The sequence below is a fragment of the Sphingobacterium paucimobilis HER1398 genome, from assembly GCF_000416985.1.
GTDB lineage: Bacteria > Bacteroidota > Bacteroidia > Sphingobacteriales > Sphingobacteriaceae > Sphingobacterium > Sphingobacterium paucimobilis.
Genome location: NZ_ATDL01000004.1, coordinates 153,157 through 172,107 on the forward strand (window position 1 = coordinate 153,157; position 18,951 = coordinate 172,107).

Consider the following 18,951-nt stretch of genomic DNA (forward strand, 5'->3'; position numbering starts at 1 on the left):
TGCCACCACCATGCGTTATTGATTACAAAATTGTTCATTACTTAGTCGTTGGTAACAAATATCAAATAAGTTTTTAAAAATGTCAAGTTTTTTTCGATTTTTTTAATAAAGTACAAAATGTGCTAGGTTGTTTCCTTTGGAAACTAAGGTGAGAGAGCCTACTTTGTCGTTCTCTAAGTATACAGCGAGCATCTGTCTTTTTCTATATTGTAAAAAGTACATGTTGTCGGTATCTAGATCTTCGGGATCAATATCGCGAATTTCTTTCTTTGGCATTTTGTTATAGGGAATATACTCTATTTCTTTTAGATTTTTAGCCATAAGATTTATTCGTACCTCCTGTAAGGATACTTCGAGATAATCGTAAATTTCGTCGGAAGGATTTTCGACAATAAGGTATTGGCTTAATATGATATCGATAGCTTTGTTTTCATCAGCAAGATCAGCGATAAAAGATTGAATGTACCTAATATCCTTATTATAATCTTTAGGGATGGACTCCTGAGCGCGTAAGCTAGTGGATAGAATAAGCAATAAGAAACTAATTAATACTTTCATCTTTATTTAATTTTTAATGACGATCAACCCATAGGAAAGGTTGGTTGTGTTTCCAAAGGAACAAAATAAAAATCGCACTTAGAAAAGTGCGATTTTTATGATGGATTAATACTCGTCTTCATTGAAAAAGAAATCGTCTTTTGTAGGATAGTCCGGCCAAATCTCTTCAATGTTTTCATAAGGTTCGCCATCGTCTTCCAAAGCTTGAAGATTTTCGATTACTTCTACTGGAGCACCAGAACGAATTGCGTAATCAATTAATTCATCTTTAGTCGCAGGCCATGGCGCATCTTCTAAGTGTGATGCTAATTCTAGAGTCCAATACATAGTATTACAATTTAAGTTCTACTTTTTTCGCAAAAATAGTATTATATTTTATATAAGCAAGTTAATTATGTATTAAATAGGTTTTTCTTTTTTATAGCTCTGTTTTTGAGGTTTATATGTTTTTAGGCTTCCATGTTTTTTACATTTTGTAGACTTTTCCCTAGGGTCCAGTAAGACTGCATCCGATGGTAGACCAAGGTTTGTATTTCGTCGGATTGTTGTGTAGTCATCAGTTGTGTACTGATAGGTGTGAGTACTTTTATCTGAATGGTACCGGGGCGAGAGCCAAATTTTTCACCGCCGTCCCATAGAATCTGCCATGCGTTTTGTATAACGACTGGAAGTATCTGTATCTGGTTGTCAATAGCAAGTTTGAATGATCCTGATTTGAATTCATGAAGTCTTGGAGGATATTCGTCGTCAATTTTTCCTTCGGGAAATATGACCATCGATTTGCCTTCTTTGACGAGACTGTCTGCTTTTTTGAACGCTCTGAATGCAGATATTTTGCTTTTTCGATCCACGGCAATATCGATCGTCTTGAAGAAAATTCGTGTGACTGGATTACGTAATAACTCGACTTTGCCCATAAAAGAAAACGGTTGTGGACACATGAAGATAATAGCAGTGATATCTAAAATAGAAGTATGGTTAGGACAGATGATGTAGGGCATTGACCAATCTATTTCAGATTCAAACTCGACTTTGAAAAATATACCTGAACATGTTGTGGCGAGTAGGGCTATAATACGTCTTACCCGTACGATAGCGGCATAATTCTTTTCGGGGTTCCGAGTCAAAAGGTATAATAGTGGAAACAATAAAATGAAAAAGATAAGTAGACAGAGGAAATACCAGAGTCTATGCAGCTTTTTTAGGATTTGCACCATACGATTTACATTAATGAAAATCGAATTTAAAAAGAAAAAAGGATACCTAGGTATCCTTTCTTGAAAGTTTTATTTTATACTGAAACCGTATTTCTGATAAATTTGTTGGGCTGTACTCGTCTCCATAAACTTAAGGAAGTCATCTGCAGCTTTTGGATGGGGGGCTGTTTTGAGTTTGGTCGCCATGTAAGTAGCTGTAGAGTTGAGCTCATCAGGGATCTCGACGACATCGACAGGATGTCCCTTTATTTTTTGATATACGACTTCGGAACTCCATACGGGAGCCACATCGGCATCGCCATATAGGATGCGCATAGGGCTTTCTCGATGGTGTATTTTTGTTAGATAGGTAGTGCCTTTCTCCACTTTATCTTTCATGATTTTGTTGACAAGAGCTTCTCCGCCCGCTTTTTTGTAGGATGCTTGTATCTGTTCTCCAATACCTTCCCATAATGGGTTGGGCATAGCGATACGTACATCTTCTTGTGCCAGGTCGTTGAGCGAAGTTATCTTGGCTGGATTTCCTTCAGGAACCATCAAGCAGATGTTGTTGTAACAATAGATCTGGGTATGACTGAAGTAATCTTTCATTTCGGTAATCGTTCTTTTGCCAGCGGTGTATACGTCAGGCTGGTGCGTGATACGAAGATTGCCTAAAGTCAAGGAACCACCTTGTATCTGTTTGGCCAATATTCCTGGAGGTAATGTCTCTACGAATATACGTTGGTACTGGGGATATTCTTTCTTAAATGCAGCTAATAAGTCGTCTACGACCATAAATTGATTGCCTGCGAAAAATATGGTGAGTTGTGGATCTACGATATCTCCATAAAGGTCCGGTACATTATTGATACCAGGTACAGTAAAGTGTACTGCAGATGCTGGAGGAGTGTTCCATGGTGGATCAAATCTATGGTCTTGGGCCTTTCCTAAGGTCGAAACCAGTAAGAATAAACCTAGTAGTATGTTTCTAAAATTCATATCTGAATGTATATGGGGTGTCGTTATGGTTTTACAATAATCCAACCTTCGCTAGCGCGTAAGATAAGCTCGCCGTTGCCACTCGGCACGTAGGCGAGAAAATCATAAAGTTCACTTTTGGCTATTTTTCGCTCTTCAAGGGTATTAAGGCACTGTACGACATGCACGCCCTTTTCAATGAGACCTTTCAGCGCTTCTTCATATTGGCTGTTTGATTTTTTGAATGCTTCTGTTCCTCCCGAGAATGCAATCAGTTCAATTTCGAGTTTACCTTGCAGACGTGGGTCTTTTAGGGCATTGTTGATATTTCGGAATGCCTTGGCAATGGTTTTTGGATCATCACTGTCGAGTTGGTAGATGGCTTTATAGCTTTTCTTTTTTGCAACTGCTCCTTGGAATGATTTGTTCTTGGTGAGAAGGTCACTGTCCTGAGCGAAGCTCTGTCCTTGGAATGCTATTGTAAATAGGATTAGGCAGGTGGTAATAATGCTATTGTTCATATGTATATAATTTGTTATTAAAAATTAAATGGTCCGTATTTGTGTTGTTCTGCGCTGATATCATCCGCATAAGGAGGATATGCACAGTCTTTAGGTTTTTTTGCCAAATTAGGATAGTCTTTTTCCTTGTTTGCCTTTTTAGGTCTGTCAAAGGAATTGATGTAGGCAGCGACATCATACGCTTCTTCGTCACTCAACAGAGGTTCGTCATAGGTCGCACCTAGTGGCATGTTCCCTTTGATAAAGCGAGCGGCAGTCAGCATGCGGGCCATACCAGCTCCGTCATTGTAGCTGTCAGCCCCCCAAAGCGGTGGGTATAGGTAACCTCCTGCATTTGGATTCTTCTGGCCCTGACCTTGTTCGCCATGGCAGCTTGAGCATTGGTTGGCATAGATAACCTGACCGTGTTTTAAATCTGCTGCACGATCCGGGATTTCTATCTTTACGAATCCCTGACCGTCTAGACGCTTGTCATTGTGTGTACGCTGGCTTACTTGTTTGATATAAGTGATGATGGCTCGCATTTCATTGCTGTTTTCAGCAATAGCTCTGCCATTCATACTCCGTTCAAAACAACCATTAATCCGCTCTTCCAACGATTCTACTTTGTCCTCACGTCCGATATATATTGGGAAGACTTGGTGCAGTCCTACATAAGGAGCCGCAAAAGCTTTTGTTCCGCCATTAAGGTGACAATTGCTGCAAGCTAAGTTATTGCCTATCTTTTTGCCGTCTTCATAAAAATAATCATAGGTGTTTTTTATTAGTTTTTCGCCGTAGGCTGCGAGCTTGCCCTCAGCATCATCTTTAAAAGTGATAGGAACATAGTCCGCCACATGAACGATAGTGCTGTCATCTAAGACTTCTTTCGCAGAAGCGATATTACCTCTTCCCTGTTCGTAAGCAAAGAGAAAGAGACATACACACATTACTAATGATAATAAGGCAATACCACCGAGTGCTTTTACATAATTGGTTAATCTTTTGTACTCCATCTTTCAGAATAGTTATTTCTACAAATAAACTTTCTTTCAAATTGTTCAAAAAGAAAGGAAATATTATGAGGTATAACCAAAAGTTATTTACGAAAGTTAATTACCTGATACAGAACTGTAAAAACTGATTCGGAATACCGGTCAGTCCGCCATAGACATGGGTGAAATAAAAATATCGTTCGATCTGCAAGTCGGGCAGGTCAAGAATAGTGAGCTTGTTTTCTAATATTTCTTTTTGTATCGAATGAATCGAGAGGAAGGCAAAGCAATCTCGCTCTTGGATATAGCGTTTGATACTCTCGGTTGATGCTAAGACCATTTCGATATTTAACTTCGAAAAATCAATACCTAAGCATCGCACTTTATTTTCGATGATGGAGCGTGTGCCTGATCCGAGTTCGCGTACGACCAATGGCATCTTGTAGAGGTCTAATACATCTGGTTTTTTGAGTTGTTTTAAGAACGTATTCTGGCTGTTGGTAACGAGTACAATCTCATCTTTCATAAAGGGGATATATTTAAGAGCTCGATTGTCTGTTGCTCCTTCGGTAACACCCAGGTCGATTTTCTTTTCGATCAAGAGCTCTTCGATCGCCCGGCTATTATATTGGGAGACCTCAATATGGCTATTGGGATGCTCGTTTAAAAACTTAGCCAGTAATGATGGAATGATATATTGTGAAATGGTCGTACTGGCACCCAAGGTCAGATGTCCTTTCATATCGGATTGGAGGTCAAAAATCTCTTGGTCGGCTTTATTGTAGAGCTGTATAATCTGTCCCGCGTAGCGGAATAGGATTTCTCCTGCTTGGGTCAGTATGAGGTTATTGCCTTTGCGTTCAAAAAGGGAAACGCCCATTTTCTTTTCTAACTCTAAGATATTCTTACTGACTGCGGGTTGTGAGATGTAAAGGACAGCAGCGGTCTTTGTAAAATTGAGTTGCTGAGCTGCAGTGTGGAAAACCTTAAGTCGAAAATCAAAATCCATAGAAAAAGGGTTATTTCGTTAAAAATAACCCTTTTATTTTTTTATACCGAATTACTTACTTAATTCAGCGTAATATTTGTGAAACAAAGGAATTGTTTCGATACCTTTTAAGTAGTTTTCGATACCGTATTTTTCGTTTGGAGAGTGTAAGTTGTCACTGTCTAATCCGAATCCTAACAATACTGTCTTGATACCTAATTCTTTTTCGAAAAGAGCAACGATTGGAATCGAACCACCACCGCGCGTAGGAATAGGTTTTTTGTTGAATGTTACTTCTAATGCTTTTTCAGCAGCTTTATAAGCGATGCTATCTGTTGGAGTTACTACAGGCTCGCCACCGTGATGTGGTTTTACCTCAACTTTTACAGATTTTGGAGCGATAGCTTCAAAGTGGTCTTTGAATAGCTTGGTAACTCTATCTGAGTTTTGGTTAGGAACCAAACGCATCGAGATTTTAGCATAGGCTTTAGAAGGTAATACTGTTTTTGCACCTTCGCCAATGTAACCACCCCAGATACCGTTTACTTCAAGTGTAGGACGGATACCTGTATGCTCGATAGCAGTATAGCCATTCTCTCCCCACAATTCGCTCACGCCTAGGTCTGTTTTGTATTCCTCAACGTCAAACGGTGCTTCGTTCAATGCTTTACGCTCTTCTGCTGTCAATTCTAAGACATCATCGTAAAAACCAGGAATAGTGATATGGTTGTTCTCATCGTGTAGAGAAGCAATCATTTTGGATAAAATAGTAGCTGGGTTAGCTACTGCTCCACCGTATACTCCTGAGTGTAAGTCACGGTTTGGTCCAGTTACTTCGACCTCAACGTAAGAAAGACCACGTAAGCCTGTCTCTATCGATGGGTTTTCTAGGCTAATCATAGAGGTGTCGGATATAACAATAACGTCTGCTTTTAAACGCTCTTTGTTAGCTGCAACGAAGATACCTAGGTTCTCAGAACCTACTTCTTCTTCACCTTCAATCATAAACTTGATGTTACAAGCTAATTGATTGTTTTCCATCATGTATTCAAATGCCTTTACGTGCATGTAGAACTGACCTTTGTCATCTGCCGCACCACGGGCATAGATTTTTCCATCACGGACTGTAGGTTCGAATGGAGGAGTATCCCAAAGCTCTAAAGGATCAGCAGGTTGTACGTCATAGTGACCATATACTAATACGGTCGGTAATGAAGGATCGAATATTTTCTCTCCATATACAATCGGATACCCAGCTGTAGGGCATATTTCTACCTTATCAGCGCCTGCATCCTGAAGTTTTTTTGCTACGAATTCAGCCGTATTTAATACGCCTTCTTTGTACTGAGGATCAGCACTGACGGAAGGAAAGCGCAATAATTCAAATAGTTCGTTTAAGAAGCGTTCTTTATTAGCTTCTACATAATCTTTGATGTTTTGCATGTCAAAAAATGATTTACTACAAAGGTAAGTATTTTGAAACGGTATTCCTGCTTTTTTGGAAGGCTCTTTAAACGGTAATAAAAAGGTGACTTTTCTGTCTTTTTAGTGAAGAAAGTGTAACATTTACCATTTTTGTACAACTAATACTGAAAAATAGTTGATACTTAGTTTTATTAGATCCTTTTATGAGAGGTATACTTCTTTGTTTTATGTTCATGTCCGGGTTGTATTTTAAAGGATATTCCCAAAATGTAGTTACAGGTAAGGTCGTCGATGCGACAGATAAGAAAAGCCTGCAGAATGCAACTGTTATGTTGCTGAAAACGCAAGATTCCACATTGGTCGACTATGGACGGGCGGATCTTGGGGGTAAGTTTCAGTTGAAAAGACCCGAGAGTGGTTCGTACCTGGTTATTGTTTCCTATCCAAAGTATGCCGATTTCTATGAGACGGTAACGGGTGGAACCACAAGTTCGAACCTCGGTGAGTTGGGGTTGACAAGTGTTGCTCACCTGATTGAAGAGGTTGTAGTAAAGCGAAGAGCCGCTATAACGATCAAAGGGGATACGACAGAATACGATGCATCCCAGTTTAAGATGGAGGCAAATGCGAAAGTAGAAGACCTTTTTAAGGCACTGCCTGGTATTACAGTCGACGCTTCGGGCAAGATTACAGCCCAGGGTAAGACGGTCAAAAAGGTTCTCGTGGATGGAGAGGAGTTTTTTGGTAATGATCCGACACTGGTAACCCGCAATCTCCGTTCGGATATGGTGGACAAAGTGCAGGTCTACGAGAAAAAATCTGATCGGACCGAGCGCACTGGTGTAGATGATGGAGTGCGCGAGCAGACTATCAATGTAAAACTGAAAGACGGTGCCAAAAATGGCTTCTTTGGAAAGGCCTTAGCCGGTGGCGGTACGGATAAGTACTATATGGGGCAACTGATGTTCAATAAATTCAAAGGTCCTCAAAAAATATCGGTGTATGGTTTGCTGGGAAACAATGGGACCACCACGATGAATTGGGAAGATGCACAGAAGTTTGGGGTAGAGGTCGATGCTTCTTTTGAAGGCGGAGTGATGAAAGTGAATGATCCATTTTCTGGAGAGGGAGTGACCGGGATACCACGTGTGATAAATACAGGAGTGAACTTTACGGATAGATGGAAGGGCGATAGATACCGTCTGAATCTAAACTATAAGTATGGAAAGATTGCCGCGGATGGAGAGGAAAATACGATAATGTCCGGTATCATCAATAGTGAGACTACGAAGAAAGTCGATACGGACAATGATCAACATCGTGTCAACTTACGGTTGGAAACAAAGATCGATTCACTGAACGAGATATTAATTACGGGATCGGCTAGCCGGAAGAAGTTGTGGAGTAATACAATCACGAATTCTAAAAACTATGCGGACACTGTTACGAAGAACTATAGTGAAGAAGATATAGACAATAAAGTCAACACTTATGACTTTGATGTATTATATACTAAGAAGTTCTTGAAAAAAGGACGGGTGTTCTCTTTGAATGCAGTAGGTAGTAAGAGTGAAACTGTTGGAACAGGTACCTTATTTTCAGAATTGAGTAAGGAGCCTGGAGGGAAACTGCCGACTACAGACCAATTCAAAAACACGAAACAGGATTTAAATAAAGTAGAGGGGAGGGTTACCTATACAGAGCCTCTTACATCAGAATTGAATCTATCGGTGGCTTATGGTATCGTCAGCGTGAAGAATGCTTCGCTATTGGAGTCTCTTAACAAGGGGACTAGTGGGAAATATGATGTTCTGGATCCGAAGTATAGTAGTAGTTATGACTTTAATAGATTGAGTAATAATTACGATGTCTCTGTGGCTTACCAGGGAGAGAAGTGGGAAGCCAACCTTACCAATACGTTTAATGATGACCGATTGAAACAAATCAATAATTATGACAATAGGTCGCTGAATAGGAATTTCTTTACCTATAACCCTAGATTGACAACGACCTATAAATTCTCTGTGGCCAAAGCATTACGATTGTCGTATTCAGGACAAAACCAACTGCCATCTCTCAATCAGATACAGCCGATTATGAATAACTCGGACCAGTTGAACATCTATAATGGTAACGAGGACTTGAATCCGGCTTTTACGAATACATTTGAAGGATTTTATCATAGTTTTAATCTATTGTCAAATCAATTCAGGTATTTGGGCGGTACAGTTACGTTGACGAAAGACCCCATCACACAGAATATCACGACCAATAATGGTGTCAATTATTACCGTTGGGATAATATGAATGGTAAGCAGGATTTTTCTGCATCGATGTATGGTGGCTATCACTTTAGACTGAACAAGTCATTGATGTTGGAGAATTCAGTTAGCTTAGTTTTGGGAGTCAATAGAAATAATAACTTCTTTAATAGTGAAGCGAATCTGGTGAAATCGCAGAACTATACGCTGAGCTATGAGATAAAAAGGGAGACAAAGACAGGCTTGAATTTTGTGACGAAATTAAGTCCTCAGTATAGGCAGATGACGTCCAATTTGAGTCCTGAACGGGATAATAGCGGTTTTGTGTTTGGTGTATCTGGAGGTATTGAGTATTTCTTGTCAAGCTCATTCAAAATATATACTAATTATGACTATTCGTACGAAGCGCCTACGGATGCGTTTGACCAGAAGTTGGAAAGGTTTTTGGTGCACCCAGGAGTCAGTAAGAAGTTCTTTAAGAATGAGTCCCTTATGTTGGATTTTACAATCAATGACGTGTTTAATCAGAACTTAGGATATTCTAGAACCCAATCAAACTCTGTGTTTACACAAAGACGCTTTGATACAATAAGACGGTACTACATGTTGAAGTTATCTTGGGATTTTAATAAAATGTTTGTGAAATAATGATGACTATGAAGAATATAATGATGCTGTTGGCCCTTTTTGTATTGGGGCATACAGCGACAGCGCAGTTTGCCATGTTTGGGAAATCAGGAGTGGTGACTTATGATAAAACCATGTACATTAAGAACATCATGCGTAAGCAGTACCTAGAGAAATCGGATGATCGTTCTAGAGCTCAGTTCGAGTCGATGATACCCAGTGCACCTGAGAATCTCGTGTTGAAAAAGACCTTGAAATTTAATGGGGATGAGACATTATTCGAACCTGTTAAACAGGATCTAGATGCGGAAATCAAACAGTTTATTATGATGCTGGCTTTAGACTTTGATGCAACTACATTGTCTGATTTAAAGACTAAAGAATACAAGCGTTATAATGATATCATCGGTCAAAAAATAATTGTAGAAGATACGGTCAAGACGATTGATTGGAAGATTACGGATGAGTATCGTGAGATCGCTGGGTATAACTGCCGACGTGCCAATGGTTTTACGCCCGATTCGACGTATGTGATCGGTTATTATAGCAATGAGCTTTTGACAAATGGGGGGCCAGAATCTATTAGCGGTCTACCAGGGCTGATCTTAGGTTTGGTAGTGCCCAGCCAACATGTCTCTTACTTTGCGACTAAAGTAGACGTTACGGATAATTTAGTGTTAGATAAGAAGCTGTTTAATAATGCAAAGGCAAAGCGGATGAATAGAGCTGAAATCGCTAAAATGATGACCGATACTTTCGGTAGCTTTCTAAATAAAGCGACGGTAGATTATGTCATCAAGTTGGCACTGATGTAGCTGGTGGACAAGTTCTCAAAAATAAAAAATCCCGCTCTGAGCAATTCAGAACGGGATTTTTTATTGTATAATCTGGTATAGATTATTTTTTTCCGTCGTTTTTCTTTGCAGTAACTTCGTTACGGATGTCTTGAGCTAAAGTTTTGATATCTTGCAATCCTTTACGTACGCGAGTACCTGCTGCAGAGTTACCATTGTTGAAGAATTTTTCAGCATCAGCTTCGATTGAAGCAACTAGTTCTTTTAATTTAGTGTAGTTTTCCATTTTAATTAATATAATTTAGTTTCTAAATATTTGCACTAATATGTAATAAATATACAAAAACAACAAATACAAAAGTAATTTAATCCTATTTTTTTGTTGAAAAAAACAATTTAATAGCGTTTATTCTACAATTGTGAGTTCGTCTATGATATTTTTAGCTCCTGCGAATTTATCAATAACAAATAGAACGTATCTGATATCGACAGAAATAGTCCGTTGCAGTTTAGGGTCAAAGATCACATCGCCAGCCATAGCTTCAATATTACCATCAAAAGCCAAGCCAATTAATTCGCCTTTAGCATTTAATACTGGAGAACCTGAGTTTCCTCCTGTAATATCTTGATCGCTTAAGAAGTTGACGGGCATGTATCCCTCTTTGTCTGCATAACGACCATAGTCTTTTTGTTCATACAATTCGATGAGTCTCTTTGGTAAATCAAATTCTTCATCGTTTGGTTTATACTTCGCGATAGTACCTTTTAACGTAGTGTAATTATTCACTTTTGCATCGTTTCTAGGGTCTGCTGGTAATCCTCTTATACTTCCATACGTCAGGCGTAATGTGCTGTTTGCATCTGGATAATATTTGCCTTTTGGATTCATTTCTAAGAAACCTGCAATGTATTTACGGAATGCAGCTTGGAAATTGTCTTCTTGTTGACTTTGTTCCACTGTGCGCTCACGATACTTGGTCATCAATGCTTCCGAGATCTTAAATAAAGGATCTTCTTTTACTTGTGTCGCTACTGGATTCGCTAGATAAGCTTCTAGTTTTGATGCTGATCCAAAAATACTGTTTTCAAACGCGGATTTAACAACGTCGTTAAAGTTTCCGTTATTCTGTTTGGCTAATTCAGCGATGTAAGGAGCAATCTGTCCGGCTTTTGCACTGTAAAGATTTAATTCGTCTGCCAATACATCTATCTCTAGTGGAATGTAGGCTTTTTCATAGTTCTCTTGAATAGCAGATTCAAATCTTACGCGCATCTGCTGACGTGCCGCTTCATTGGCTTCTGCATACTGTTGTAAGGCACCCCCTAGACTAAAAGGTAGAGCTGCAAAAGTAGAGGAGCGTAGCATGCCAATAAGGTAGTTGTCATGACGTGCCTTTGCATTGGTCGCAGTATAGTAATCGTTGATAGTTTTGATAACATCACCATACTTGTCTTTGTTCTCTTTTTTATTGGCCCATTTTTCGAAATTGTTTTCTAATTTACGCTTCGCATTGGCTGTTTGGTGCTGCGATAGAGCATCGATCATACCTTGACGGTTTTTCCAATAGTTGGCAACACCCGAATATTGTGACGCATAATTGATGTTGACAGCCTGATCTTTCTCCATGTATCTTTTCATGGCGTCCATACCTGTCTTAGATGCTTCTACCCAAGCAGGATAAGCGTACTTAACATTTTGATCGATTCCTGCAGCTGGCATCCAACGGTTGGTGCGTCCTGGGTAACCCAAAATCATGGAAAAGTCACCTTCTTTGATGCCTTTTATGCTGATAGGTAAGTGGTATTTAGGTTTCAACGGGACATTTGTTGTGGAGTATGGCGCAGGATTTCCATCTTTGTCTGCATACACTCTGAAAATAGAAAAGTCACCCGTGTGACGTGGCCATTCCCAGTTGTCGGTATCTCCACCAAACTTGCCAATACTATTTGGCGGGGTTCCTACCAGACGTACGTCTTCATAGTCTTGATATACGAAGTAGTAGTATTCATTACCATTGTAAAATGATTTGACAGAAACAATGTACTTGCCGTTTTCACTGTTTTCTTTCTCAATCTTAGCAATCTCCTGGTTAATGATTTTTTCTCTTTCTTTTTCAGGCATCTTATCGTTTACTAAACTGAGTATGCGCTTAGAAACGTCATCCATGCGCACGAAAAAGCGCACTGAAAGAGATTTTGGTTTCAATTCTTCGCTATGGTTTTTAGCCCAAAAACCATTGGTAAGGTAGTCATGCTCTGGGGAAGACAGCTCTGCTATCGCGCCATAGCCACAGTGGTGGTTGGTCATAACTAGGCCTGAACCAGATACGATTTCAGCGGTACAGCCTCCAGCAAACTGTACAATAGCATCTTTTAAACTGGAGTTGTTGATGCTATAAATTTCTTCTGCGGTCAATTTGAGACCTTTTTTTTGCATATCGGCTTCATTTAGACGCTTCAAATGCATGAGGAACCACATTCCCTCATCTGCCATGGTTGTCAAACTGACGACACACAGCACCATTAACGATACTATTTTCTTCATTCTAATCATTTTTTCTACAACAAAAGTGCTTTAAATCGCGCGCAAAACAAAATTTTGACAAATAAAGTTTGGGGATAATGTATGACTACAATCTCCCATCTTTTTAACTATCTTTGTAAGATGCAGGCATCGTTCGAAGATTTTAAACTCAATAAGCAGATATTAGACGCAATCGCGGAAGCAGGTTATAACAAGCCTACTGAGATTCAGCAGAAGGCAATAACGCCTATTCTTGCAGGACAAGATGTGATGGGGATTGCGCAGACTGGAACGGGGAAAACAGCGGCGTTTGTGCTCCCTATGCTGATGAAACTAAAATATGCACAAGGGATGGATGCCCGAGCATTGATTTTGAGCCCGACACGAGAATTGGCAATCCAGATTGAGGAGCATATACGTATTTTTTCCACTTATTTGGATTTGCGTACTGTTCTGTTGTACGGAGGATTAGGACCAAAGACGCAAAAAGAGCAATTAGAAAAAGGCTGCGATATCATCGTGGCGACTCCAGGGCGATTTTTAGATCTCTACCTAGAGGGATATATTAATACGAAATCTTTGAAGTTTCTCGTTATGGATGAGGCCGATAAGATGATGGATATGGGATTCATCAGCAAGATCCATCGCATCTTGGAGGTTGTTCCAAGAAAACGTCAGAACTTGCTTTTCTCGGCAACAATGAGTGAGTTGGTCCGTAAGATTGCAGGTGATTTTTTGGCATTCCCCACAGTAATCGAAGTCACGGAGCAGGCAACACCGGCTAAGACGGTAACGCAGACGTTGTATCATGTTCCTAACCTCAAGACGAAGATTAACTTACTTCAACATCTGTTTATGGATGATGAAGCTTTTCACCGTGTGATTGTATTTTGTAAGACCAAGGAGGTCGCTGATAATGTTTTTGGTTTTCTAGAACGAAAATATGGTGAAGATAATGTTCGCGTGATCCATGCGAATAAGGGGCAGAATACACGTATCAATTCCATTAATGCGTTTAAGTCTGGTGATATCCGTTTTTTGGTAGCTACAGATGTCGCAGCGAGGGGCTTGGACGTTTCTAATGTGAGTCATGTTATCAATTTTGACGTGCCTATCGTGATTGAAGATTATGTGCATCGTATAGGACGTACAGGACGGGCTTTTAGTAAAGGAGACGCAATCACTTTTGCAAATCCTGCTGAGGAGTACTATCTGGCTAAAATTGAAAAGTTGATTCGCCAATCTATACCTGTTGCCGAAGTGCCTGAAGGTGTATTTGTGGAAAAGACGCCTTATGATGAACGTCAGGCTATTGCCCGTGAAATTGATAACCAAAAGAAGAAGGATAACCCTGATTTTAAAGGTGCTTTTCATGAGAAAAAGTTCGTTATTCAACAGAAAGCTGCAGCAAAGTCTGGATATAAGCCCAAGAAGACGTCGGGCAAGCCGACAGGGGCAAAGAAAAAGGGAAAGAAGTTTAAAAATAGCTAATCTGTGAAACTGACACCATTAAATATTGCTTTGGCATGCGTCTTGGTATGGGTGGTATCCGAGTGGGGAAGTGAGCAGGAGCAGATTATGTCTTGGGCATGGTTGCTTGCACTGACAATCTTCTTAGCGTTGATTGATCTTGGTTTTCGTTTATTTTTTAAAGACTTAAAAAGAATTTGGATCCTACAGATCGGTTTTATACTACTTGTAGGTATACTGATGGTTATATTGAAAATACAGTAATGAAAAAAGCAGAAATAAAATTAAACGTCGAGTTGGACGAAAATAATGTTCCAGAAGTAATTCATTGGTCCTCTACAGACGGAGAAACATCGGACACGCTGCCAGCTAAGGCTATGTTTTTAGCCCTATGGGATGCACAATATAAGAATTCCTTACGTATTGATTTGTGGACTAAAGATATGCCGTATGACGAAATGAAGCGTTTCTTCTACGAGACCTTGCAGACGATGGGGGATTCTTTCTTGAGAGCATCGGGAGGTGATCCAATGGCTGAAAAAGTAATTGGTGATCTCCGTGATTATTGTGCACACTTTGGTGATAAAATGGAAGTTCTGGAAGAGGAGGGATAGTATGAATTATTTTTTAGTAAAGTCCGAACCTTTTAAATATAGCTGGGAGCAGTTTAATAAGGATGGCCAAACCTTTTGGGATGGTGTACGCAATTATCAGGCTCGGAATAACATGAAGGCGATGAAAACGGGAGACTTAGTCCTGTTTTATCATAGCAATGAAGGTAAAGAAGTAGTTGGGGTCGCTAAGGTCGTCAAGGAATTTTATCAAGATCCAACAACAGAAGATCCAAAATGGGTCGTGGTCGATCTAGCTCCAGTAGAGACTTTAAAAAAGCCAGTAACATTGGAGATGGTAAAAGCCGATGAGTTTTTACAGGATATTGCTTTGGTACGACAAGGCCGTTTGTCGGTTATGCCCTTGAAGCAGGAAGAATTTGACCGGATACTCGAATTGGGTAATGGATAACAAAAAGTTTCAGCTCCTAGCTGAACCTTTTGTTTATAAGCCTTATTAATGACTTTTAGCATGATCGATGAGTTTTTTTAAACTTTTTGCATCTTTCATTTCCATCTTACCTGCTAGAATGAGACGCAATTCACGGCGTTGTAAGGCTTCTTCAAAAAGTAGTATCTCTTCTTCTGTCTCGGGAAGTAATTCTGCAACCCGGCGAGGTTTTGTATTTTCATCAATAGCAACAAAGGTATAATAGGCTTCGTTCGTTTTTACCTTGGTCCCTTGGGGTAAGTTGTGGGCGAAAATCTCCATCCGAACTTCCATCGAAGAGCTGAAGGCACGTGAAACTTTGGCCTGTATCGTAACAACTTCGCCAAGTTTAATGGGTCTTGTAAAGGAAACATTATCTACAGATACAGTTACAACAGGGCTGTTTGAATGTTTCTGTGCAGCCATTGCCGAACAGATATCCATCCAATACAACAATCGTCCTCCCATTAGGTTTCCAAAGGTATTGGTGTCATTGGGGAGTACTAGTTCATTCATTTCCGTGTAGGAATCCTTTGCTATTTTTGCTTGCATCTATTGATCGTAATGTTTTAACTGTTCATTTATCCTTTGCAAAGATACGACAAAAGGAGTAGGGGTGAAGCCCAAAACGGTCTTGGCTTTGTCAAGAATAAACCCTGTTTTGGCAGGACGATTCATCGCTTGACCGATCTCTTGAGCAGATATTGATGTGATTAAGGTTCTGTCTAGTTTCCAATAATCGGCGACCTTATGAACGATCTCCTCAATGCTGTACATCTCGGAGCCTGATATATGGAATATTCCTTCTGCTTTTGTCTGCATAGATAATAGGCAGGCGTGCGCTAAATCATCTACCCACGTAGGCATACGCCATTGGTCATTGACCACACGTATGGGGTGATTTTGTTCTAATTGTTTTTTCGCCCATAATATAAGATTGCTTCGACCGGTATCTGGGATACAACCATAGACCAGTATGGTGCGCAATATTGCAATGTTCCCATTTAAAGCTCTAAGTTGCTGTTCAGCGTCGATCTTACTCTGTCCGTAAGCATTAATAGGCGCTGTGGTATCCTCTTCCCTGTAGGGACCGTTTTTTCCGTCAAATACAAAGTCTGTTGATAGAAAGGTTAGATGGATATTGTTTTTTACGGCATAATCCCCTAGAAATTTTGTTAAATCGACATTGATTCGTTGGGCTAAGTCTGGATTACTGCCGCAGGACTCTACGCTACTTAGGGCGGCAGTATGTAGGATATGGGTGGGCTTAAATTCAGCAAGCAGATTTGCAATCTGATCTGGTTCCGCTAAATCGCACTGTACAAAACAAGATGCGGTAAGAAAACTATTCCTATTAGGAGATCTTGATATACCTAATAGTGCTCCATCTCTTTCCTTGTCATACCATTGCTCGCAGAATTTTTGAGCTACAAAGCCGTTAGAACCTGTCAATAATATACGCATCTTCATTAGTTTGTCCAGGTGAAATCCATTTTTTTCTGTTTCATAGAGTGGTCAATGACCTTGACTTCCAATTGGAGAATACTCTTTAGAGCTTGATAGTCGATTTTTTCGGCATCATCCCCCGTTTTGTGATAATCTTCATGACCTCCAGTGTGAAAGAATAGAACCGGAATGTCCTTTTTATAAAAAGAAGTCTGATCGGAACCGCCATTCCCGTCTTTACTTAGGTTGAATTTGATGTCGCTTTGTATGCCTTCAAAGATTTCAGGAAACTGTGGACTAGTGCCGTACCCTATAATGGCGAGTCCATTGTTCGGATTGTAGCGCCCGATCATATCCATATTCAACATCCAATGAATATCTGATAGTGGAAGAGTTGGGTTTTCTGTCCAATATTTTGAGCCCAGTAGACCGAGTTCTTCCGCGCTAAATGCTATAAAAAGTATATTGAAATCCTCTTGAACTTGATTGCTAGAATAATATCGAGCCAGCTCCAATAATCCTGCGACTCCGGATGCATTGTCATCTGCCCCATTGTGTATCTTACCAATATTATCAGGATCTTTCGAACCGCCAAAGTCGCCCAGTCCTAAATGATCGTAGTGAGCTCCTATCACAATGGTGTAAGGTGCTCCATTGTCTAGAAAGCCGATTATATTTTCAGCCGTACGTATACTGTCCGCAACGACTAAACGGCGTACCTTTGCTTCAAAAGATTGACGGTATCCTTTCGTTCCTTTTGGAGAAAGTCTGTGTTTTTTGAATTCTTTTTCAATATAGCGAGCTGCTTTCTTTAATTCTTTGCTTCCTGTTGCTCGTCCTTTCATTTGGTCTGACGAAAGGTAATATACGTGTTTTTTCAAATTCTCTAAGTTAATATCCTGAGCGATACAAAAGGCTGTAGAAAGACTAAAGAAGAGTAGTAATAAGCATTTGAGTTGTTTCATCGTACGGGTTAGGATGTTGTAGATTACAAAAATAAAGTATAAATAAGAAGAGCGGAAATATTCCGCTCTTCTTATTTATATCTAATCTTCTAATACTTCGCTATGAATGCTATCTTCCTCTTTGTGCTCTTCTTTAAAATAACGTTTTTGGAAGATCAGGATTAAGAATACACCTATAGAAATAGCTGAATCGGCAATATTGAATACTGGTCTGAAAAATAAGAAATGTTCTCCTCCCCATATTGGAAACCAGTCTGGAAAGTTGCCCTCCATTAATGGGAAATAAAGCATGTCTACTACTTTTCCGTGTAGAAAAGAGGCATATCCTCCTCCTTCAGGAAAGAGAACTGCTTTTTCATAGAAGGTACTCTCGCTAAAAATTAAGCCGTAGAAAGCAGAATCCAAAATGTTGCCCAATGCTCCTGCGAAAATTAGAGCTACATTCAATATGAAGCCTCGATTATATTTGTTTTTGACCATGTAGTGAAGACCATAACCTATTCCTGATACCGCAATTATCCGAAATACACTTAAGAATAGTTTTCCGTATTCGCCACCAAATTCCATTCCGTAGGCCATTCCGGGGTTTTCAATAAAATGAATGAGAAACTTATCTCCTAAGACTTTGAAGTCCTGACCGATGGTCATATTCAGTTTAATCCAAAATTTGGAAAGTTGGTCTATTAATAGTACAATGAAAATTAGTGTAATAGGTCTCGTATAGCCTTTCATAGTCAATTCATGAAATAGCCTTTACAACTTAATTGTGCAAAGGCTATTCGTCACTTTTTTAGTATTGTTTATTTTTCGCTTCGATGCTCAAAGTCGTGTGCGGAACTGCTTTTAGACGCTCCTTCTGAATCAGTTTTCCGGTTTCTCTACAGATTCCATACGTCTTGTTTTCTATTCGAACCAAAGCCGCTTCCAAATTGTCTATAAACTTCTTTTGACGAGCAGCCAATTGATTGGTTTGCTCCTTTTCTAATGTAGCAGACCCGTCTTCTAAAGTTTTGTAGGTACCAGCTGTGTCATCAGTTCCGTTAGCGTTACCTCCACTCAAAGTCTTTGTTAAGGCTAGGAGCTCCTCCTTGGCTATTCTTAACTTTTCCATTATAATGGCTTTGAATTCTAATAATTCAGCATCACTATAGCGGTTTTTTTCTGTATTCTCTCCCATACT

21 protein-coding genes are annotated in these 18,951 nt (G+C 39.7%); 6 read left to right on the top strand and 15 right to left on the bottom strand.

Annotated elements, in window-relative coordinates; genetic code table 11:
- Positions 1-102: 102 nt before the first annotated feature.
- From M472_RS26200 to M472_RS26235, 8 genes are all read right to left on the bottom strand, one after another.
- A complete protein-coding gene (locus M472_RS26200) occupies positions 103-558 on the bottom strand; it encodes a hypothetical protein (protein WP_021068799.1) in 456 nt (151 codons plus the stop codon).
- A gap of 105 nt (positions 559-663) precedes the next feature.
- Complete coding sequence (locus M472_RS26205; RefSeq protein WP_002996718.1) at positions 664-885, bottom strand: DUF2795 domain-containing protein; 222 nt, start codon at positions 883-885, stop codon at positions 664-666.
- 122 nt (positions 886-1,007) lie between these two features.
- A complete protein-coding gene (locus M472_RS26210) occupies positions 1,008-1,706 on the bottom strand; it encodes a lysophospholipid acyltransferase family protein (RefSeq protein ID WP_235049481.1) in 699 nt (232 codons plus the stop codon).
- Positions 1,707-1,844: 138 nt separating this feature from the next.
- Entirely contained in the window at positions 1,845-2,756 is a 912-nt protein-coding gene (locus M472_RS26215) for a substrate-binding domain-containing protein (protein ID WP_021068801.1), read from the bottom strand.
- Between the two features lie 23 nt (positions 2,757-2,779).
- Positions 2,780-3,256 (bottom strand): DsrE family protein, encoded by a 477-nt coding sequence (locus M472_RS26220; RefSeq protein ID WP_021068802.1) that lies wholly within the window; start codon positions 3,254-3,256, stop codon positions 2,780-2,782.
- Positions 3,257-3,273: 17 nt separating this feature from the next.
- Complete coding sequence (locus M472_RS26225) at positions 3,274-4,251, bottom strand: c-type cytochrome (RefSeq protein ID WP_021068803.1); 978 nt, start codon at positions 4,249-4,251, stop codon at positions 3,274-3,276.
- A gap of 100 nt (positions 4,252-4,351) precedes the next feature.
- Entirely contained in the window at positions 4,352-5,239 is an 888-nt protein-coding gene (locus M472_RS26230; protein ID WP_021068804.1) for a LysR family transcriptional regulator, read from the bottom strand.
- Between the two features lie 51 nt (positions 5,240-5,290).
- The gene (locus tag M472_RS26235) at positions 5,291-6,661 is read right to left on the bottom strand and encodes a dipeptidase (protein ID WP_021068805.1); all 1,371 of its coding nucleotides are present in this window, start codon (positions 6,659-6,661) and stop codon (positions 5,291-5,293) included.
- A 185-nt stretch (positions 6,662-6,846) separates the two neighbouring features.
- On the opposite strand from M472_RS26235, the gene M472_RS26240 reads away from it, so the two are divergent.
- The gene (locus tag M472_RS26240) at positions 6,847-9,552 is read left to right on the top strand and encodes an outer membrane beta-barrel protein (protein ID WP_022829255.1); all 2,706 of its coding nucleotides are present in this window, start codon (positions 6,847-6,849) and stop codon (positions 9,550-9,552) included.
- An 8-nt stretch (positions 9,553-9,560) separates the two neighbouring features.
- The gene (locus tag M472_RS26245; RefSeq protein WP_158499866.1) at positions 9,561-10,346 is read left to right on the top strand and encodes a GLPGLI family protein; all 786 of its coding nucleotides are present in this window, start codon (positions 9,561-9,563) and stop codon (positions 10,344-10,346) included.
- 82 nt (positions 10,347-10,428) lie between these two features.
- Here the strand turns inward: M472_RS26245 and M472_RS26250 are convergent, their stop codons facing one another.
- The gene (locus tag M472_RS26250) at positions 10,429-10,611 is read right to left on the bottom strand and encodes a hypothetical protein (protein ID WP_021068808.1); all 183 of its coding nucleotides are present in this window, start codon (positions 10,609-10,611) and stop codon (positions 10,429-10,431) included.
- A gap of 120 nt (positions 10,612-10,731) precedes the next feature.
- A complete protein-coding gene (locus M472_RS26255) occupies positions 10,732-12,870 on the bottom strand; it encodes a S46 family peptidase (RefSeq protein ID WP_021068809.1) in 2,139 nt (712 codons plus the stop codon).
- A 120-nt stretch (positions 12,871-12,990) separates the two neighbouring features.
- Here M472_RS26255 and M472_RS26260 point away from each other — a divergent pair, with 120 nt between their 5' ends.
- From M472_RS26260 to M472_RS26275, 4 genes are read left to right on the top strand one after another with little or no spacing between them, the layout of a single operon-like run.
- On the top strand, positions 12,991-14,340 hold the full coding sequence (locus M472_RS26260; RefSeq protein WP_021068810.1) for a DEAD/DEAH box helicase: 1,350 nt from the start codon (positions 12,991-12,993) through the stop codon (positions 14,338-14,340).
- A gap of 3 nt (positions 14,341-14,343) precedes the next feature.
- Positions 14,344-14,583: a hypothetical protein gene (locus tag M472_RS26265; RefSeq protein ID WP_021068811.1), complete on the top strand. Its 240-nt coding sequence runs from the start codon at positions 14,344-14,346 to the stop codon at positions 14,581-14,583.
- On the top strand, positions 14,583-14,933 hold the full coding sequence (gene gldC, locus M472_RS26270) for a gliding motility protein GldC (RefSeq protein ID WP_021068812.1): 351 nt from the start codon (positions 14,583-14,585) through the stop codon (positions 14,931-14,933). Before M472_RS26265 ends, gldC begins: the two co-directional genes overlap by 1 nt.
- A gap of 1 nt (position 14,934) precedes the next feature.
- On the top strand, positions 14,935-15,342 hold the full coding sequence (locus tag M472_RS26275) for an EVE domain-containing protein (protein WP_021068813.1): 408 nt from the start codon (positions 14,935-14,937) through the stop codon (positions 15,340-15,342).
- 45 nt (positions 15,343-15,387) lie between these two features.
- Here the strand turns inward: M472_RS26275 and M472_RS26280 are convergent, their stop codons facing one another.
- The 5 genes from M472_RS26280 to M472_RS26300 all read right to left on the bottom strand — a co-directional run bounded on the left by M472_RS26280 (position 15,388) and on the right by M472_RS26300 (position 18,948).
- A complete protein-coding gene (locus tag M472_RS26280) occupies positions 15,388-15,912 on the bottom strand; it encodes an acyl-CoA thioesterase (RefSeq protein ID WP_021068814.1) in 525 nt (174 codons plus the stop codon).
- Positions 15,913-16,824 carry an SDR family oxidoreductase gene (locus M472_RS26285; protein WP_158499867.1) on the bottom strand — a complete coding sequence of 304 codons (912 nt, stop codon included), beginning with the start codon at positions 16,822-16,824 and terminating at the stop codon, positions 15,913-15,915.
- A 5-nt stretch (positions 16,825-16,829) separates the two neighbouring features.
- On the bottom strand, positions 16,830-17,771 hold the full coding sequence (locus tag M472_RS26290; RefSeq protein ID WP_021068816.1) for a M20/M25/M40 family metallo-hydrolase: 942 nt from the start codon (positions 17,769-17,771) through the stop codon (positions 16,830-16,832).
- An 81-nt stretch (positions 17,772-17,852) separates the two neighbouring features.
- On the bottom strand, positions 17,853-18,503 hold the full coding sequence (locus M472_RS26295; RefSeq protein ID WP_021068817.1) for a lipoprotein signal peptidase: 651 nt from the start codon (positions 18,501-18,503) through the stop codon (positions 17,853-17,855).
- A 58-nt stretch (positions 18,504-18,561) separates the two neighbouring features.
- Positions 18,562-18,948 (bottom strand): TraR/DksA family transcriptional regulator, encoded by a 387-nt coding sequence (locus M472_RS26300; RefSeq protein ID WP_021068818.1) that lies wholly within the window; start codon positions 18,946-18,948, stop codon positions 18,562-18,564.
- Between the last annotated feature and the right edge of the window lie 3 nt (positions 18,949-18,951).

Excerpts from the sequence above, each read along its gene's own strand:
- M472_RS26215 (WP_021068801.1), bottom strand. The coding sequence starts at position 2,756 with ATGAATTTTAGAAACATACTACTAGGTTTATTCTTACTGGTTTCGACC.
- M472_RS26200 (WP_021068799.1), bottom strand. The coding sequence starts at position 558 with ATGAAAGTATTAATTAGTTTCTTATTGCTTATTCTATCCACTAGCTTA.
- M472_RS26225 (WP_021068803.1), bottom strand. The coding sequence starts at position 4,251 with ATGGAGTACAAAAGATTAACCAATTATGTAAAAGCACTCGGTGGTATT.
- M472_RS26255 (WP_021068809.1), bottom strand. The coding sequence starts at position 12,870 with ATGAAGAAAATAGTATCGTTAATGGTGCTGTGTGTCGTCAGTTTGACA.
- M472_RS26235 (WP_021068805.1), bottom strand. The coding sequence starts at position 6,661 with ATGCAAAACATCAAAGATTATGTAGAAGCTAATAAAGAACGCTTCTTA.
- M472_RS26205 (WP_002996718.1), bottom strand. The coding sequence starts at position 885 with ATGTATTGGACTCTAGAATTAGCATCACACTTAGAAGATGCGCCATGG.
- M472_RS26250 (WP_021068808.1), bottom strand. The coding sequence starts at position 10,611 with ATGGAAAACTACACTAAATTAAAAGAACTAGTTGCTTCAATCGAAGCT.
- M472_RS26240 (WP_022829255.1), top strand. The coding sequence starts at position 6,847 with ATGAGAGGTATACTTCTTTGTTTTATGTTCATGTCCGGGTTGTATTTT.
- M472_RS26285 (WP_158499867.1), bottom strand. The coding sequence starts at position 16,824 with ATGCGTATATTATTGACAGGTTCTAACGGCTTTGTAGCTCAAAAATTC.
- M472_RS26295 (WP_021068817.1), bottom strand. The coding sequence starts at position 18,503 with ATGAAAGGCTATACGAGACCTATTACACTAATTTTCATTGTACTATTA.
- M472_RS26280 (WP_021068814.1), bottom strand. The coding sequence starts at position 15,912 with ATGCAAGCAAAAATAGCAAAGGATTCCTACACGGAAATGAATGAACTA.
- M472_RS26245 (WP_158499866.1), top strand. The coding sequence starts at position 9,561 with ATGAAGAATATAATGATGCTGTTGGCCCTTTTTGTATTGGGGCATACA.
- M472_RS26220 (WP_021068802.1), bottom strand. The coding sequence starts at position 3,256 with ATGAACAATAGCATTATTACCACCTGCCTAATCCTATTTACAATAGCA.
- M472_RS26260 (WP_021068810.1), top strand. The coding sequence starts at position 12,991 with ATGCAGGCATCGTTCGAAGATTTTAAACTCAATAAGCAGATATTAGAC.
- gldC (WP_021068812.1), top strand. The coding sequence starts at position 14,583 with ATGAAAAAAGCAGAAATAAAATTAAACGTCGAGTTGGACGAAAATAAT.
- M472_RS26230 (WP_021068804.1), bottom strand. The coding sequence starts at position 5,239 with ATGGATTTTGATTTTCGACTTAAGGTTTTCCACACTGCAGCTCAGCAA.
- M472_RS26300 (WP_021068818.1), bottom strand. The coding sequence starts at position 18,948 with ATGGGAGAGAATACAGAAAAAAACCGCTATAGTGATGCTGAATTATTA.
- M472_RS26275 (WP_021068813.1), top strand. The coding sequence starts at position 14,935 with ATGAATTATTTTTTAGTAAAGTCCGAACCTTTTAAATATAGCTGGGAG.
- M472_RS26290 (WP_021068816.1), bottom strand. The coding sequence starts at position 17,771 with ATGAAACAACTCAAATGCTTATTACTACTCTTCTTTAGTCTTTCTACA.